This window comes from Mesorhizobium sp. M1004, from assembly GCF_040318795.1.
Taxonomy (GTDB): domain Bacteria; phylum Pseudomonadota; class Alphaproteobacteria; order Rhizobiales; family Rhizobiaceae; genus Mesorhizobium.
In genome coordinates, this window is record NZ_JAMYNB010000013.1 from 123,453 (window position 1) to 138,013 (window position 14,561).

At 63.0% G+C, this 14,561-nt stretch carries 15 protein-coding genes; 10 read left to right on the top strand and 5 right to left on the bottom strand.

The window, feature by feature from the left end:
- Window positions 1-4 precede the first annotated feature (4 nt).
- A complete protein-coding gene (locus NKH54_RS25080) occupies window positions 5-190 on the top strand; it encodes a DUF2065 domain-containing protein (RefSeq protein WP_023668333.1) in 186 nt (61 codons plus the stop codon).
- Between the two features lie 238 nt (window positions 191-428).
- Window positions 429-1,946 carry a DegQ family serine endoprotease gene (locus NKH54_RS25085; RefSeq protein ID WP_023668334.1) on the top strand — a complete coding sequence of 506 codons (1,518 nt, stop codon included), beginning with the start codon at window positions 429-431 and terminating at the stop codon, window positions 1,944-1,946.
- Between the two features lie 43 nt (window positions 1,947-1,989).
- Here the strand turns inward: NKH54_RS25085 and NKH54_RS25090 are convergent, their stop codons facing one another.
- Together NKH54_RS25090 and serB are read right to left on the bottom strand one after the other, a co-directional pair.
- Window positions 1,990-2,562, bottom strand: a complete 573-nt coding sequence (locus NKH54_RS25090) for a GNAT family N-acetyltransferase (RefSeq protein WP_023744631.1) — start codon at window positions 2,560-2,562, stop codon at window positions 1,990-1,992.
- The gene (gene serB, locus NKH54_RS25095; RefSeq protein WP_353029231.1) at window positions 2,559-3,446 is read right to left on the bottom strand and encodes a phosphoserine phosphatase SerB; all 888 of its coding nucleotides are present in this window, start codon (window positions 3,444-3,446) and stop codon (window positions 2,559-2,561) included. The genes NKH54_RS25090 and serB overlap by 4 nt, the downstream gene beginning before the upstream one ends.
- Between serB and miaA the strand changes: the two genes are divergently transcribed.
- Together miaA and NKH54_RS25105 are read left to right on the top strand one after the other, a co-directional pair.
- Window positions 3,436-4,419, top strand: a complete 984-nt coding sequence (gene miaA, locus NKH54_RS25100; RefSeq protein WP_023733841.1) for a tRNA (adenosine(37)-N6)-dimethylallyltransferase MiaA — start codon at window positions 3,436-3,438, stop codon at window positions 4,417-4,419. The two genes, serB and miaA, sit on opposite strands and share 11 nt — an antisense overlap.
- A gap of 131 nt (window positions 4,420-4,550) precedes the next feature.
- The gene (locus NKH54_RS25105) at window positions 4,551-5,342 is read left to right on the top strand and encodes a GGDEF domain-containing protein (RefSeq protein ID WP_023690907.1); all 792 of its coding nucleotides are present in this window, start codon (window positions 4,551-4,553) and stop codon (window positions 5,340-5,342) included.
- Window positions 5,343-5,629: 287 nt separating this feature from the next.
- On the opposite strand, the gene NKH54_RS25110 is transcribed toward NKH54_RS25105, so the two are convergent.
- The gene (locus NKH54_RS25110) at window positions 5,630-7,462 is read right to left on the bottom strand and encodes an ATP-binding protein (protein ID WP_023668338.1); all 1,833 of its coding nucleotides are present in this window, start codon (window positions 7,460-7,462) and stop codon (window positions 5,630-5,632) included.
- A 152-nt stretch (window positions 7,463-7,614) separates the two neighbouring features.
- On the opposite strand from NKH54_RS25110, the gene NKH54_RS25115 reads away from it, so the two are divergent.
- Genes NKH54_RS25115 through NKH54_RS25125 form a run of 3 tightly spaced genes read left to right on the top strand, consistent with a single transcriptional unit; the run spans window position 7,615 to window position 9,031 of the window.
- Complete coding sequence (locus NKH54_RS25115; RefSeq protein WP_023690908.1) at window positions 7,615-8,181, top strand: helix-turn-helix domain-containing protein; 567 nt, start codon at window positions 7,615-7,617, stop codon at window positions 8,179-8,181.
- A 4-nt stretch (window positions 8,182-8,185) separates the two neighbouring features.
- The gene (locus NKH54_RS25120; RefSeq protein ID WP_023682084.1) at window positions 8,186-8,494 is read left to right on the top strand and encodes a hypothetical protein; all 309 of its coding nucleotides are present in this window, start codon (window positions 8,186-8,188) and stop codon (window positions 8,492-8,494) included.
- A gap of 15 nt (window positions 8,495-8,509) precedes the next feature.
- Window positions 8,510-9,031: a GNAT family N-acetyltransferase gene (locus tag NKH54_RS25125; RefSeq protein ID WP_353029232.1), complete on the top strand. Its 522-nt coding sequence runs from the start codon at window positions 8,510-8,512 to the stop codon at window positions 9,029-9,031.
- On the opposite strand, the gene NKH54_RS25130 is transcribed toward NKH54_RS25125, so the two are convergent.
- On the bottom strand, window positions 9,028-10,830 hold the full coding sequence (locus NKH54_RS25130; RefSeq protein WP_023668342.1) for an NAD(P)/FAD-dependent oxidoreductase: 1,803 nt from the start codon (window positions 10,828-10,830) through the stop codon (window positions 9,028-9,030). The two genes, NKH54_RS25125 and NKH54_RS25130, sit on opposite strands and share 4 nt — an antisense overlap.
- 138 nt (window positions 10,831-10,968) lie before the next feature.
- On the bottom strand, window positions 10,969-11,859 hold the full coding sequence (locus tag NKH54_RS25135; RefSeq protein ID WP_023668343.1) for a LysR family transcriptional regulator: 891 nt from the start codon (window positions 11,857-11,859) through the stop codon (window positions 10,969-10,971).
- Between the two features lie 121 nt (window positions 11,860-11,980).
- On the opposite strand from NKH54_RS25135, the gene tmpA reads away from it, so the two are divergent.
- From tmpA to NKH54_RS25150, 3 genes are all read left to right on the top strand, one after another.
- Window positions 11,981-13,132 carry a 2-trimethylaminoethylphosphonate dioxygenase gene (gene tmpA / locus NKH54_RS25140; RefSeq protein ID WP_352712329.1) on the top strand — a complete coding sequence of 384 codons (1,152 nt, stop codon included), beginning with the start codon at window positions 11,981-11,983 and terminating at the stop codon, window positions 13,130-13,132.
- Window positions 13,129-13,713, top strand: a complete 585-nt coding sequence (tmpB, locus tag NKH54_RS25145) for a (R)-1-hydroxy-2-trimethylaminoethylphosphonate oxygenase (protein WP_023751655.1) — start codon at window positions 13,129-13,131, stop codon at window positions 13,711-13,713. Before tmpA ends, tmpB begins: the two co-directional genes overlap by 4 nt.
- A gap of 392 nt (window positions 13,714-14,105) precedes the next feature.
- Window positions 14,106-14,534, top strand: coding sequence for a hypothetical protein (locus tag NKH54_RS25150; RefSeq protein ID WP_023750905.1), 429 nt, complete (start codon window positions 14,106-14,108; stop codon window positions 14,532-14,534).
- Window positions 14,535-14,561: the final 27 nt, after the last annotated feature.

Genomic DNA, 14,561 nt, shown 5'->3' on the forward strand with positions numbered 1-14,561 from the left:
GGCGGTGCAGGATTTCCTTGCGGCCATAGGCCTGGTCCTCGTCGTAGAGGGTCTGGTCTATGGCGGCTTTCCCGGCCTTGCCAAACGTCTTGCCGGCGAAGTGCTGTCGACGCCGGAAATTGCGCTGCGCATCGTCGGGCTGGTGGCGATCGCCATCGGCGTCGGCATCGTCTGGTTGGTGCGTGGCTGAGGACCGCTGATCTGCAATTCCAGGAAAGTGTGAGCGGTTTTCCGTCCGGAATTGCGTAAAAGCAAAGGGATCGAACGGTTCGCCGTTTCCGCGAAACGGCGAACCATTCTAAGGTGTAACGGAGGATTTATCCTCCTGATGTGGCCATAGCCGCAAACGTGCCGTATTTCTTGCCAACATGACGCGACGCGGCGTTTTGCCGAAGCGCTTTTCTTTTCAGCAATCCGGGAGGCTTTCGATGACATCCAACACCCTTCTGCGCGCGGCGCGGCGGACGTTCATCGCAGGTGCTGCGGCACTTCTGGTCGGCGCGCTTGCCGTTCCAGCTTTCGTGACGCCGACGATGGCCGCGGACGGACCGGCTTCGGTTGCCGACCTCGCCGAAGGCCTGCTCGGTGCGGTGGTCAACATCTCGACCTCGCAGACCGTGAAGGGCACGGAAGGTCCGGGCGCGGTGCCGATGCCGCAGCTGCCCGAGGGTTCGCCGTTCCAGGATTTCTTCGACGACTTCTTCAAGAACCGTGGCGGCGACAAGGATGGCGGCGCGCAAAAGGTACAGTCACTGGGCTCCGGCTTCGTGGTCGACGCCGAGCAAGGCATTGTCGTCACCAACAACCACGTCATCGCCGATGCAGATGACATCGAGGTGAATTTCTCCGACGGCGTGACGCTGAAGGCGACGCTGGTCGGCACCGACACCAAGACCGACGTGGCGGTGCTCAAGGTCGACCCGAAGGGCCACAAGCTGACGGCGGTGAAATTCGGCGATTCCAACAAGATGCGCGTCGGCGACTGGGTGATGGCGATCGGCAATCCGTTCGGCCTTGGCGGCACGGTGACGGTCGGCATCGTCTCGGCCCGCAACCGCGACATCAATTCCGGCCCCTATGACGACTTCATCCAGACCGACGCCGCCATCAACCGCGGCAATTCCGGCGGGCCGCTGTTCAACAGCCTGGGCGAGGTTATCGGCATCAACACGGCGATCATCTCGCCGTCGGGCGGCTCGATCGGCATCGGCTTCTCCATCCCCTCGCAGCTTGCCTCGGGCGTCGTGGACCAGCTGCGCCAGTTCGGCGAGACCCGTCGCGGCTGGCTCGGCGTGCGCATCCAGCCGGTGACCGACGACATCGCCGAGAGCCTCGGCATGGCCACCGCCAAGGGCGCGCTGGTGGCCGGCGTCATCAAGGGCGGACCGGTCGACAACGGCACAATTCTCGCCGGCGACGTCATCATCAAGTTCGACGGCAAGGACATCCATGAAATGCGCGACCTGCCGCGCGTCGTGGCGGAAAGCCCGGTTGGCAAGGCGGTCGACGTGATCATCGTGCGCAAGGGCGTCGAGCAGACGGTGAAGGTGACGCTCGGCCGGCTTGAGGACGGCGAGAAGGTCGCCGCCGGTGAGGACGGCACTACCGATGAGGACAAGGGCGGCGACAAGGCGCCCGCGGTCTCCACGGCCTCGGTGCTCGGCATGACCGTCGGCGAGCTCAATGACGACACACGGAAAAAATTCGGCATCGCGGCCGACGTCTCCGGCGTCGTCATCACCGACGTCACCAAGGATTCGGCCGCCGCCGAGCGCGGCATCCAGGCCGGCGAGGTGATCACCGAAATCGCCCAGGAATCGGTCGCGACCCCGAAGGACGTGATGGACCGGATCGGCGCGCTGAAGGAGCAGGGCCGCAAGAATGCGCTCTTGATGCTGGCGTCCAAGACAGGCGAGTTGCGCTTCGTGACGATCCGGATGGATTGAGTCCGGAAAGCCCTATAACCGATTGTCTTCAGGGAAAGGGCGGCTAGCGAGCCGCCCTTTTTCGTGCCTGCCAGTCCGTGCGCGACAGTTTGTAGAGGACATGCCGCTTGAGGTGCGGGTGGCTGTCAGGGATGGATGGGTGGTCGAAATCGCGAGCCGGGTCAGGGCTCATGCCAAGACGCTCCATGACGGCCGTCGAGCGGCGGTTGGCCGCGACGGCGAAGGAGACGATCTCGTCGCGGTCAAGCGTTTCGAAGCCAAAGGCGAGCCAGGCTTCGGAGGCCTCCGTGACATAGCCCTTGCGCCAGAATTCCGGCGCCAACCGCCAGCCGATCTCGATCGTATCGGAAGGCAGGGACGGCACGTGATCGGTCTTTAAGAGACCGACGAAGCCGATGCATTCCCCAGTCGCGGCGATCTCGGCGGCGGCAAAACCAAAGCCGTCCTCGGCGATCCAGCCCCGAAACTCGTCCATCTTGGCATCCGTCTCGGCGCGGTCGCGGCGGAACGGAAAGAATTCCATCACCCGCTCGTCCGAATTGATGCGGTGGAAGAGTTCGCGATCGCGGTCTTCCCAGTTGCGCAGGATGAGGCGCTCGGTGCGCATCGGTTTCATTGGGCGAACTCTTCCTGGCGGTAGCCCTGGAGATAAAGCAGCGCGGTGAGATCGCCATGGTCGATGCGGACCTTGGCTTCGCCAGCAACGGCCGGCTTGGCGTGGAGCGCGACACCGGTGCCGGCCAGGCGGATCATGTCGAGGTCGTTGGCGCCGTCGCCGACCGCAATCGCATCGAATGGCGTCAGGCCGAGGCGGGCCGAGATATCGTTCAGCGCATCGGCCTTGGCGGCGCGGCCGAGGATCGGCTCGGCGACCAGGCCGGCAAAGCGCCCGTTCTCCTCGATCAGGCGGTTGGCACGGTTTTCCTCGAAGCCGAGCATGGCGGCGACACGGCTGGTGAAGACGTCGAAGCCGCCGGAGACAAGCGCCGTCCAGGCGCCATTGGCGCGCATCGTCTGCACCAGAGCGCGGCCGCCCGACGCCAGCGTCAGGCGGTTCGCGATGATGCGGTCGACGACGGCGGCATCGAGGCCTTTCAGCAGCGCCACGCGTTCACGCAGCGCCGGCTCGAAAGCGATCTCGCCGTTCATCGAGCGTGCCGTGATGGCGGCAACGCGGTCCTTGACGCCGATCTCGTCGGCGAGTTCGTCGATGCATTCCTGGTCGATCATGGTTGAATCCATATCGGCAAGCAGGATTGTCTTGCGGCGGCTTTCGGCCTGCTGAACGATCACGTCGACCGGCTCTGAGCCAAGTGCTGTGCGCAAGGCGGCACTTGCCTCGGCGGCTTCTGCCCCCTCGGGCAGCACCAGGTCGCAGGCGACGCCATCGCCCAGCCAGCGAACAGCGCTTGCACCGACCGACCGTGAGGCGATATTCGCAAGCGAGGCCGACATCGCGCGGCGGAGGGGGTGGGACACAAGCGTGGCAATGAGCGGCATCGAGACTTCCAAGCAGCTAGGCGAGGGCGGGCAGGCGGGCGAGGGCCGCGTGAAGAACGCGATCCTGATAGCCGGGCCGACAGCCAGCGGCAAGTCGGCGCTGGCGCTCGATCTCGCCGAGCGCAAGGGCGGCGTCATCGTCAACACCGATTCCATGCAGGGCTATTCGGTGCTCGATGTGCTGACGGCGCGGCCGAGCGCCGCCGAACTCGGCCGCGCGCCGCACTTTCTCTATGGCCATGTGCATCCCTCCACCGCCTATTCCACCGGCGCCTGGCTGCGCGACGTGATGAAGCTGATCGATGACGGCACGCTCGCCCGACAGCCCGACGACGCCGCCTTTGAACGTCCGGTGATTTTCGTCGGCGGCACCGGGCTCTATTTTCGCGCACTTGCCGAGGGCATTTCGGAAATGCCCGACATTCCGCAGCAGGTACGCGACCGCTGGCGCTACGAGTTAAAGGAGCAAGGCGCAGCCAAGCTGCACCGCATCCTGATGCATGAGGATTCGGCGGTCGCCATGCAGCTGAAGCCGACCGACGGCCAGCGCATCGTGCGGGCGCTGGAGGTGCTCGATGCATCCGGCCGCTCCATCCTCGAATGGCAGGCAGCGCGCGGCCGGCCGCTGATCGACCGCGACAGCGCTCGGTTCTTCGTTATCGAGCCGGACCGCGCCGCCCTTGTCGAGCGGATCGAAACAAGGTTCGACCGCATGCTCGATCTCGGCGCGCTCGATGAGGTCAAACGGCTTGCGGCGCTTGGCCTCGATCCCGAGCTGCCGGCGATGAAGGCGATCGGCGTTCGCGAACTTTCGGCCGCCATGGCCGGTGACATCAGCTTTCCTCAGGCCATCGAGCGCTGCAAGGCAGCGACGCGGCAATATGCCAAACGGCAAACGACGTGGTTTCGCCATCAGCTGGGACCGGAATGGCTGAGATTGCAGCCCGGCGACGGCCTGCAAGCCGTGATTTGATTTTCGTGCTGCTAATACAATTAAAGAAACAGAAGTAGGAATGAACATTCCCGCTCCGGTTGTCTGGATTAACCGTCCGTAAGGCGCCGGCATGCCATAGATCCGGGGGGTACTTTTCCAACGGGGAGCAGATGCGTTTCCACAAGGCGGAATCCGCATTTTTCGTCTTTATTTTCGTGATCCTGGCCGCAGGCCTGGTGACGCTTTATGCCTATGGTCAATTGCAGTCCATCGCGGTCGGTCACGATACGACTTCCCGAGTCGAGAGGATCGCTTATCTCAACACGCTGCTGTTTGTCACCGGGGTGCTGCTGGCGACAGCGCTGTTCTTCGGCGTGTTCTTCATCTACCCGTTGATCCGTAGGCAGGCGACGGAAGAGGGCAAGCTGCGCGCCATGACGGTTTCGCTCAGCGCCCGCTCGGAAACGCTGCAGCATGCGGCATTGACCGACGGCCTTACCGGCATGCAGAACCGGCGCTATTTCGACGATGCGCTGAAGGAATATCTCGAGGAATTCCGCCGCATCGAAAAGCCCGTCGGGCTGATGATCCTCGACCTCGATCATTTCAAGCAGGTCAACGACACGCATGGCCACGATGTCGGCGACGAGGTGCTGAGGGCAGTCGCCAATTGCCTCAAAGGCATGACGCGCTATCACGACGTGGTGGCGCGGCTCGGCGGCGAAGAGTTCGCCGTTGTCACCCCCAACATGGACGCGGAGTTGTTGGGGAAGTTCGCCGAACGCATCCGCAAGGCGATTGCCAACATGTCGGTGCTGTCGGGCAATGTCCGCCTCAAGATCACCACCAGCGTCGGTCTTGCCGTCTGGGATCGGAAGGAAACGGCCGAGGAATTCTACCGCCGCGCCGACCGCCAGCTCTACGAGGCGAAGAGGCAAGGCCGCAACCGCGTCTGCGCCTGAAATCCCGGCATTAAATTCGTGAGGCTGGCCGTTTGATGCCGTCTTCTGCGCTTCCGGCCTTCGCCGGCCGAAGCACTCATGAGGTGGTGGCGGCAGCTATGGCTACGGCCGGCGTAGGCCGGTGCTCACGGACTCAATGTCCGCTCCGCTCCGGTTCCCGAAGTCGACACCGACCGACTCAGCCTGACGAATTTTCTGGCGTGATTTACCCAAGCGGCCAACGAAGCCGAGCCCTGGCGCTCCGGCGGCTTCTCAATTGGCCGGCAAAAAAGTCGCTACGCTGAAGGTCAATCGTTCTGCGGGCGCATGCCGAAGGTTGTGGGCTTGAGGCCGTAGCGCAGGTCGAAATCGTCGTCGGGCTGGACGCGCTGGGCGGTGGCCGGCTTGCGGTAATCGGGATCGCCGGCCTGGCGGCCGGAGTCCACGACCTCGGCGAAGGCCATCTGCTGCTGCGGTTTCGGGACGTTGCGCAGCCGCTCGACGATGGCGGCGAGATCGACGTCGTTGCCGTCCTGCGAGAACTCGTCCTGCTCTCGCTTGGCGGTGCCGGGGATCAGGTTCTCCGCCAGTTTTTCGAACTTCAGCCGCATGGTCGTCGCCACGCCTTCACCGAAGGCGATGGCTTCGCGCTGGCCCATGGAGGACAGAAAGGCCAGCGTGGAGGCGGAGGAATCGGCGATCGCCGAGCGGATGATCGCCTGGTCCTGCTCATTGGCCAGCCGCATGGCGAAGAAGGTCGAGCATTGCGACAGGATGGTCGGATCGAGTTCACCCGGGCGCTGGGTGACGACGCCGAGATAGCAGCCATATTTGCGGCCTTCCTTGGCGATGCGCGACAGTGCATGCCTTGTCGGGGCGAAGCCTAGGCGCGGATCGGCCGGCATATAGCGGTGCGCTTCCTCGCACAGCAACAGCAGCTTCAGCCGGCCCTCGCTCCACAGCGCAAGGTCGAAGGCCAGGCGCGCCAGCACCGAACAGACGGAGTTGACCACTTCGGACGGCATGCCGGCCATCTCGAAACAGGTCACCGGGCGGCCATGATGCGGCACACGGAAAATATTGCCGATCGTCTCGTGGATCGTGTCCTCGATCAGCCGCGAATTGAACATGAAGCGATAGCGCGGGTCGGACGCGGCGGACTCGATGCGCGTCTTCAGCGATTTCAGCGTCGGGCGGTCGTTCTTGCTTTCCAGGAGGCCCATGCGCTCGTCGATCTGCTTGATGAGATCGACCATGCGGTAGGGCACCGGCGTGTCGGCGGTCAGCGCATCGCTGCCGCGGCGCACGTAAGAGCCTGAATTGGGATTGCGATAGAGGTTCTTGGCGGCGGGGATCAGGTCGCGCAGGACATCGACTTCTTCCGGCACGACCTCTCGGCCGCGAAACAGCACTTCGGCGAATTCTTCAAGCCTGAACATCCAGAACGGCAGGTCAAGCGTCTTGGAATCGACCCGGACGCAGAACTCAGGCAGGGATGCCGCGAATTCATTGTGCGGATCGAGAATGAGGATTCGCAGATCGGGCCGGGCGGCGATCGATTTGCGCAGCAGCAGCGAGATGGCGGTGGATTTGCCGACGCCGGTTGTGCCGACAACGGCAAAATGGCGCGCCAGCGTGTCGTCGATGGCGATGTTGGCGTCGATCGACTCATCCTGCGACAGCGTACCGATGGTGATCGAATGACGCCCGGCGAGATCGTAGACCGCCTGCAGATCACGGGTACGGATGCGGTGCGCTATGGCGCCGATATGAGGATAGGTGGTGATGCCGCGGTCGAACACCGGTTTGGCCCCCGGTTCGGCGCCGTCGCGCACTTCGCCGATCAGCTCGACGCTGACCTCGATGGGATTTTGTCCCTCATTGCTCCAGGCGCGATCCGATTTGCCGATTTCGTAGACCAGACCAACGGTGCGCGATGTCCCGAGATTGATGGAGATCATCTTGCCGACGGTCCACAGGCCGGTGACCGCTCCTTCGATGTCGTCGGCATAGGCGCTGATGGTGGCGCGCGCACCGTCGCACTGCACGACGTTGCCGAGAATGCGCTTGTCGCTCTGCTCTGCGCGGCGGCGCTCCTGCGAGGTCGGTTCGCCGACGGAGGCTTCGCGCTCGACAAACATACGATCCGATCCCCATTCCCGTGGAGCCTCGATCCTACACAGACGGGGTTAAGGTGGCGTGATGCGGGATGGTGTAGCAGGGGTTAACCCGTCAGCGAAAATTCAACCGGCCGGCCTCTTCCCCCAATCCGAAGATTCGATATATTGGACGAATGACTGATATAGCGAATGACATGTCGGCCACGATAGGCAGACGAATCCACGCCGAAAGAGCCTTGCGGGACTGGTCGTTGGCCGACCTGGCGAACCGCTCCGGCGTCTCCAAAGCCATGCTCAGCACTATCGAGCGCGGCATGACCAGCCCGACGGCCGCGCTGCTGGTGCGCATCGCCGCTGCTTTCGGCATGACGCTGTCGACGCTGATTGCACGCGCCGAGCAGCAAGGTGGCGGCCTGCTGCGCGAGATTGAGCAGCCGGTTTGGCGCGACCCCGGTACGGGCTATGTCCGTCGGCATCTGTCGCCGGTTTCCGACACGCCGCTCGAATTGATCCGGGTGCAACTGCCGGCTGGCGCCAGTGTGAGTTTCCCGGCGGCGTCCTATGCCTTCATCAAGCAGCAGATGTGGCTGATCTCCGGGCGACTTGAGTTCACCGAGGGTGATATGGTGCATAGTCTCGAGCCCGGCGACTGCCTGGCGCTCGGCGCGCCGTCGGACTGCACGTTCCATGCCGTCGGACCGCAGCCGGCCGACTATCTGGTTGCGCTGGTCAGGGGCTGAAATCGTGGCAAGACGTCCCAAGCGCTCCGACAATGGCGGACCGCCGCTCGATGATTACAAGGGCCCGCCATGGGGCAAGGGCGATCCCTACATCTTCCTGGCCTGGCAGGCAGCGCATGCCAAGGCGTGGAAGGCGCCAAGCCGTGACGTGATGCTGATGCGCATGGAAAAGGCCGAGCGGCTTGGCCTGACCTATGAGGAATACACGCTCGAAATCCTCGAACGCGGGCTGCATCTGCAGCCGAAAGACACCGATCGCATCGCCGCGATCAAGGCGAGACGAAAGCGGCGCCGCGTCGCGCGTCTGGATTAGCAAGGGAAAGTGCAGGTGAGTCCCATCGAAATCAGGTCGCTGACTGCGGAAACACGCGACATGCTGGCCGACCTCCTGATCGAGACGGTCGCGGCCGGCGGCTCCGTCAGCTTCATGCATCCCTTATCCAGGCAATCGGCGGAGGCCTTCTGGGGCAACTCGTTGGTGGCAGCAGAGAGAGGTGAAAGAGCGGTGCTGGGTGCATGGAAGGGCGAGGTTCTGGTCGGCACCGTGACCGTGCTGCTCGACTTTCCTGATAATCAGCCGCACCGGGCCGAGATCGCCAAGCTGATGACCCGCGTCGAACACCGCGGCAAAGGCATAGCGAGCCGGCTGATGCGGGCGGCAGAAACGCTCGCCGTCGAGAAAGGCCGCACGCTTCTGGTGCTGGACACCGCAACCGAGGAGGGCGCTTCCGGCCTTTACGAAAAACTCGGCTTCACGCTCACTGGCGAAATACCGGACTTTGCCTTGAAGCCCCATGGCGGGCTGACCGGCACGCTCATCTACTGGAAGCGCATCGGCGGCGCTGCCTAAGCCTTGTGATGAACCTCTTGCAGCGCGTAGACCGGCGTCGCGATGCCTTCCATGCGCGCCTTCAGCTGCAGCGCCAGGAACTGCGAATAGTGGCGCGACTGGTGCAAATTGCCGCCATGAAACCACAGCGCCTCCTGCTGCGTCGGCTTCCACATGTTGCGCAGCTCGCCTTCCCAGGGGCCGGGGTCCTTCGTGGTGTTGGAGCCGAGGCCCCAGCATTTGCCGACCTTGTCGGCGACCTCCCGTGAGATCAAATCGGCCGCCCAGCCATTCATCGAACCGTAGCCGGTGGCGTAGACGATGAGATCGGCCGGCAGTTCCGATCCATCGCTGAGCAGGACCGAATGCTCCTTGATCTCCTTCACGTCGACACCGCTTTTCAGCTTGATCGACCCGTCGATGATCAGGTCGGAGGCGCCGACATCGATGTAATAGCCCGAGCCGCGTCGCAGATATTTCATGAAAAGGCCGGAGCCGTCGTCGCCCCAGTCGAGCATGAAGCCGGCCTTCTCCAGGCCTTTGTAGAAGTTGGCGTCGCGCTTCTTCATCTCGGCATAGGCCGGAATCTGGAATTCGTGCAGGATCTTGTAGGGCAGGGAGGCGAAGACGAGGTCGGCCTTGGCTGTGGTCATGCCGCTCGCAACCGCCTTTTCCGAATAGAGCGAGCCCAGGCCGATCTCCATCAGCGTGTCCGACTTGACGATGTGCGTGGTCGAGCGCTGCACCATGGTGACGTCGGCGCCGGCCTCCCAAAGGGCTGCTGCAATGTCGTGGGCGGAGTTGTTCGAGCCGATGACGACAGCTTGTCTGCCGACATAGGCATCGGGTCCCGGATGCTTCGAGGAGTGATGCTGGTCGCCCTTGAATGTGTCCATGCCCTTGAAGTTCGGCATGTTGGCCTTGCCGGATTGCCCCGTGGCCAGCACCAATTGTTTCGGCTTCAGCGTGATGTCCTTGCCGTCGCGGCGCACCACCACCGTCCATTCCTTCTTGCTGTCGTCATAGACAGCGCTCATGGCCTCGGTCGACGACCAGTAGTTCAGCTCCATTACCTTGGCGTACATTTCCAGCCAGTCGCCGATCTTGTCCTTGGGCGCGAAGACCGGCCAGTTCCTGGGAAAGTCGATATAGGGCAGATGGTCGTACCAGACCGGATCGTGCAGGCAGAGCGATTTGTAGCGCTTGCGCCAGCTGTCGCCGGCCCGTTCGTTCTTCTCGACGATGATGGTCGGCACGCCGAGCTGCCGCAGCCGCGCGCCGAGCGCGATGCCGCCCTGGCCGCCGCCAATGATGAGCGTATAGGGCTGCGTCTTGAAGCCGAGCTCGGCGGCCTCCTTCTCGCGCTCCTCCTTCCAGGTCGGGCGGTTCTTGCCATGGCCGTGCTTGGCGCCGAGCGGGCGGTCGAAACCGGCCGGCTCCTCATGGCCCTTCAGCTCGACCATGGTGGTGAGCAACGTCCAGATCTTGCCGTCCTTCAGCCGGATGTGGCCGAAGCCGCGCGCCACAGACGTTTCGAAACTGATCCAGCCGTCGAGCAGGCCATCGTTTTCAGTGGCGTCCTCGCCCCTGGCGATCGCCCAGTTCGATGGGTTGGTTTTGGCCAGCTGGCTCACCAGCATGTCGCGCACCTGGTCACGGCCTTCCATGGTCTTGATGTTCCAGGTGAAGCTGACGAGATCGCGCCAAAAACAATCCTCCTGAAAGCAGGCGACCGCCTTGTCGATGTCACCGGCGGCGAGTGCCGCGCCGAAGCGATCGAGCAGGTCGGAAAGCTTCTTGTTGGGGGCCTTGTCGAGCATTGAATTTCCTCCGCGATTTTTCTTGGCCGCCTGTAGCGAGCGGAACCCTGCCGAAGCTTGACGTCCGGCCTGGCGCAGTATCGCGACAAATTATGCGCCGCGTCACGTCGTCCAATAGTTTGCCGCGTATTCAGGGGCTTATCGGGAAATCGGGACGCCGAAGACCGTTGCGAACCAGCGGCGGACCGCTTCTTCGGCCGGGCTCAGATGCGCGCCCGAAGGTGCGGTCAGATAGTGGCCGGCACCGCTCGACAGCGTAAAGCCGGACAGGGTAACGAGAGATCCTTCGCGCAGTGCCGCGTCGGCCAACGGTCGCGATCCCAGCACCATGCCGGCGCCGTGCTTCGCCGCCTCCAACGCGGTAACGAAACTGTCGAATTTGTGCGTGGGCCCGAGCGCCGGCTTCATCCGGGCGACGGCGAACCACTCGCCCCACATTTCCCGCGCGCCGACCACTGTAAGTCTCGGCAATCCTGTCCAATCCTTGGCCTTGGCGACATTTGGCGACGCCATCGGCGTTAAGGTTTCGCGGGTGAGGCGGTCGGCCTGCCGTCCGGCAAAGGAGCCGGAGCCAATGCCGAATCGGATGTCGAGACCCACAAAGCGCTCGCCGTAATCGGCCGGTGTGTGGATGGTCTCGATCTGCAACTGGACGAAGGGCAGGTCCTTGGCCATTTGCGGCAGCTTCGGCGCGATCATCAGCACGGCAAACGAGATCGGCGAGCGTATCGTCACGCTCTGGACGGTCTTGGGTTCGAACAACTCGCGCGTGCTGTTGGCGATCACGGCAAAGGCCGATTGCAGATGCGGCAGGTAGGCGGCACCCTCCGGCGTCAATTCGACGCCGCGCGCCAGGCGGATGAACAGCGGCTGCTTCAACCGCTCTTCGAGAGAACGGATGTGCTGGCTGACCGCAGCCTGGGTCAGGCCAAGCTCGGCCGCGGCGGCGGTGAAATTCGACAGCCGCGCGGCGGCCTCGAAACTCCGCAGCCAGTCAAGCGGGGGCAAGGGCAGGGTTGTTTCAGTCATAAACCGTTTAGGGCCTTTGGCTGCAAAATGATAATTTGAGTTATGCCTTCGACATCATCACGATGCAACCGGAAACCCTGCGGAGTTGGCTGCGGGGCGCAGCGGACAGGAACGGATCTCCATGCTTACCCAGGCGCTGATCGGCGACGAAGGAAGAACGATCGACCTCGGTTGGAAGGACGGCGCGCGCACTCGCTTTCACGCCGTGTGGTTGCGCGACAATGCGCTCGACGACAAGACGCGCAGCGCCGGCAACGGCCAGCGGCTGATCACCATTCTCGACATTCCCGTGCAGACATGGATCGGCGCAGCCGCGATCAAGGGCGATGCGCTTGAAGTCAGTTTCGAACCGGAGGGAAAGACGGTGCGCTTTCCTGCGGCATGGCTGAGCGCCAATGCCTATGACCGCGATGCCGCCCGACAGCCCGGCTGGACAGGCGAGGGCACCGTGCGATGGACCAGGGCCTCTATGCAGAATTCGGTGCCGCGCGCCGGCTATCTCGCTGCCAGCCGCGACCGCGCCGTCTTGCGGCAATGGCTGTCGGCGGTGAAGACCTACGGCTTCGCGGTGATGGACGATTTGCCGCCCGAATCCGGGGCGCTGTGCAAAGTGTCCGATCTGTTCGGCTATATCAGGGAGACCAATTACGGCCGCTGGTTCGAGGTGCGCGCCGAGGTCAATCCAACCAATCTGGCCTACACCAATCTTGGCCTGCAGGCGCATACCGACAATCCCTATCGCGATCCGGTGCCGACCTTGCAGATCCTGTCCTGCATCGAAAACACCGTGGAGGGCGGCGAATCCAGCGTCGTCGATGGTTTTGCCGTGGCGGCCGCGCTGCAGGCAGAAAACCCCGAAGGCTTCCGGCTGTTGAGTTCATACCCGGCGCGTTTCGAATATGCGGGGTCGTCGGGCGTGCGATTGCAGGCCAAACGGCCGATGATCGAGCTCGGGCCGGATGGCGAACTCATCGCCATCCGCTTCAACAACCGCTCGCTGGCGCCGACCGTCGATGTGCCGTTCGCGGAGATGGAGGCCTACTACGCCGCCTATCGCCGGTTTGCCGAACTGATCGAGGATCCTTCCTTCGAAGTCACCTTCAGGCTCGAGGCGGGCGAGGCCTTCATCGTCGACAACACCCGCGTCATGCATGCCCGCAAGGCGTTCTCCGGCACCGGCAAGCGCTGGCTGCAGGGCTGCTACGCCGACAAGGATGGCCTTTTGTCGACGCTGTCGGCGATCGAACACAGCTTCAAGGAGGCTGCGGAATGAGCGGCCAGGATTTGAACGCGGGCAACATCGTCGAATTCATCGCCGATATTTTCGAACGCCGAGGGGCGGAATCCTATCTCGGCGAACCCGTCACCATGTCGGAGCACATGTTGCAGGGCGCCTGGTTCGCCGAAAAGGACGGCGCGCCCGATGTGCTGGTGGCGGCAGCACTGCTGCACGATATCGGCCACTACACCAGCGAGTTCGGCACCTATTCGCCCGACGATGTCGAGGACAAGCATCATGACGAAGCCGGCGGCGAGGTGCTGGCGCCGTTCTTTCCACCGGTGATCGTCGAATGCGTCAGGCTGCATGTCGCGGCCAAGCGCTACCTTTGCGCCACCGACCCGAGCTATTTCGGCAGGCTGTCGCAGGCCTCGGTCCACACACTGTCGCTGCAAGGCGGGCCGATGAATGCCGAAGAGGTGGCAGAGTTCCGCAAGAACCCGTTCCACGAGGAAGCGGTGCGGGTTCGCGTCTGGGACGAGGCCGGCAAGATCGCCAACATGAAGACCCGGGCATTTCGCGACTACATGCCGCTGCTGCAACGGGTTGTCCGCGAATTCGCCAATCGCGCCTGATCATAATCCGGGGAAGGAACGACATGTGCTACCGCTTCGACGGCGAGCATGCGCTAACCGTATGCCGGAGACCTGCCGCAAGCGTCTGCGTGCCGCAGGCGCTCGCGCCTCGCTGCCGATCCCTACCGGTGACGAGCCTTGTCACCGCGGGTTTTATTGCGACATCCGTCGGCGCGGCCAAGATCAGTAGGTCAGACTTCGGTGTATATTTGACTCAGACGAAGGTCTGAGAATCGAGCTGAAAGCACGAAAGGAGAGTTTCCTCAGCGTTTGTAAGCCGCAATTTTGGGCTGTTCATTCTTGAATACCGTGACACATCATGATGTGATGGTGGCATGAATGGAGAAAGGCAGCCCCTGTTTTCATCCGTGCGTCGCTGGGCGTACTTTAGCTTGCGCGTATTCGCGGCGGTTGCGGTGGCGATGCCGGTGCTTGGTCTGCGGTTGAGCCATGTCGACGGCTACAAGATCGAATTCGCCGCTGCCAGCGCCAAGAGCGGAAACAATGGCAATGGTAACGGTGGTGGCAACGGTAGTGGTAACGGTAATGGCTCAGGCGGCAACGCCGGGAATGGCAACGCCAACGGAAAGGGAAAAAATGGTGCCGGCGACAACGCCCCCGGTAGCCAAGCTCCCAGTAGCCAAGTCAATGCCGCTGGCGACACGGTGACGGTACAGGGCGCCAAAATCCAGGTCGTGCATCGCGATGGATTCAGCGAAAGCATCGAGGCCGGCCGCTTCACTATGAAGGATCCGCTTGGAAGGACAATTGTCGAACGCGCCGTAAGGGCCTCCGACATTGCTCGTCTGAAAGGGCTGTAACTGTTGGTTCGCCAACCAGCATCCGAC

Excerpts from the sequence above, each read along its gene's own strand:
- NKH54_RS25085 (WP_023668334.1), top strand. The coding sequence starts at position 429 with ATGACATCCAACACCCTTCTGCGCGCGGCGCGGCGGACGTTCATCGCA.
- NKH54_RS25090 (WP_023744631.1), bottom strand. The coding sequence starts at position 2,562 with ATGAAACCGATGCGCACCGAGCGCCTCATCCTGCGCAACTGGGAAGAC.
- miaA (WP_023733841.1), top strand. The coding sequence starts at position 3,436 with ATGAGCGGCATCGAGACTTCCAAGCAGCTAGGCGAGGGCGGGCAGGCG.
- serB (WP_353029231.1), bottom strand. The coding sequence starts at position 3,446 with ATGCCGCTCATTGCCACGCTTGTGTCCCACCCCCTCCGCCGCGCGATG.
- NKH54_RS25105 (WP_023690907.1), top strand. The coding sequence starts at position 4,551 with ATGCGTTTCCACAAGGCGGAATCCGCATTTTTCGTCTTTATTTTCGTG.
- NKH54_RS25110 (WP_023668338.1), bottom strand. The coding sequence starts at position 7,462 with ATGTTTGTCGAGCGCGAAGCCTCCGTCGGCGAACCGACCTCGCAGGAG.
- NKH54_RS25115 (WP_023690908.1), top strand. The coding sequence starts at position 7,615 with ATGACTGATATAGCGAATGACATGTCGGCCACGATAGGCAGACGAATC.
- NKH54_RS25130 (WP_023668342.1), bottom strand. The coding sequence starts at position 10,830 with ATGCTCGACAAGGCCCCCAACAAGAAGCTTTCCGACCTGCTCGATCGC.
- NKH54_RS25135 (WP_023668343.1), bottom strand. The coding sequence starts at position 11,859 with ATGACTGAAACAACCCTGCCCTTGCCCCCGCTTGACTGGCTGCGGAGT.
- tmpA (WP_352712329.1), top strand. The coding sequence starts at position 11,981 with ATGCTTACCCAGGCGCTGATCGGCGACGAAGGAAGAACGATCGACCTC.
- tmpB (WP_023751655.1), top strand. The coding sequence starts at position 13,129 with ATGAGCGGCCAGGATTTGAACGCGGGCAACATCGTCGAATTCATCGCC.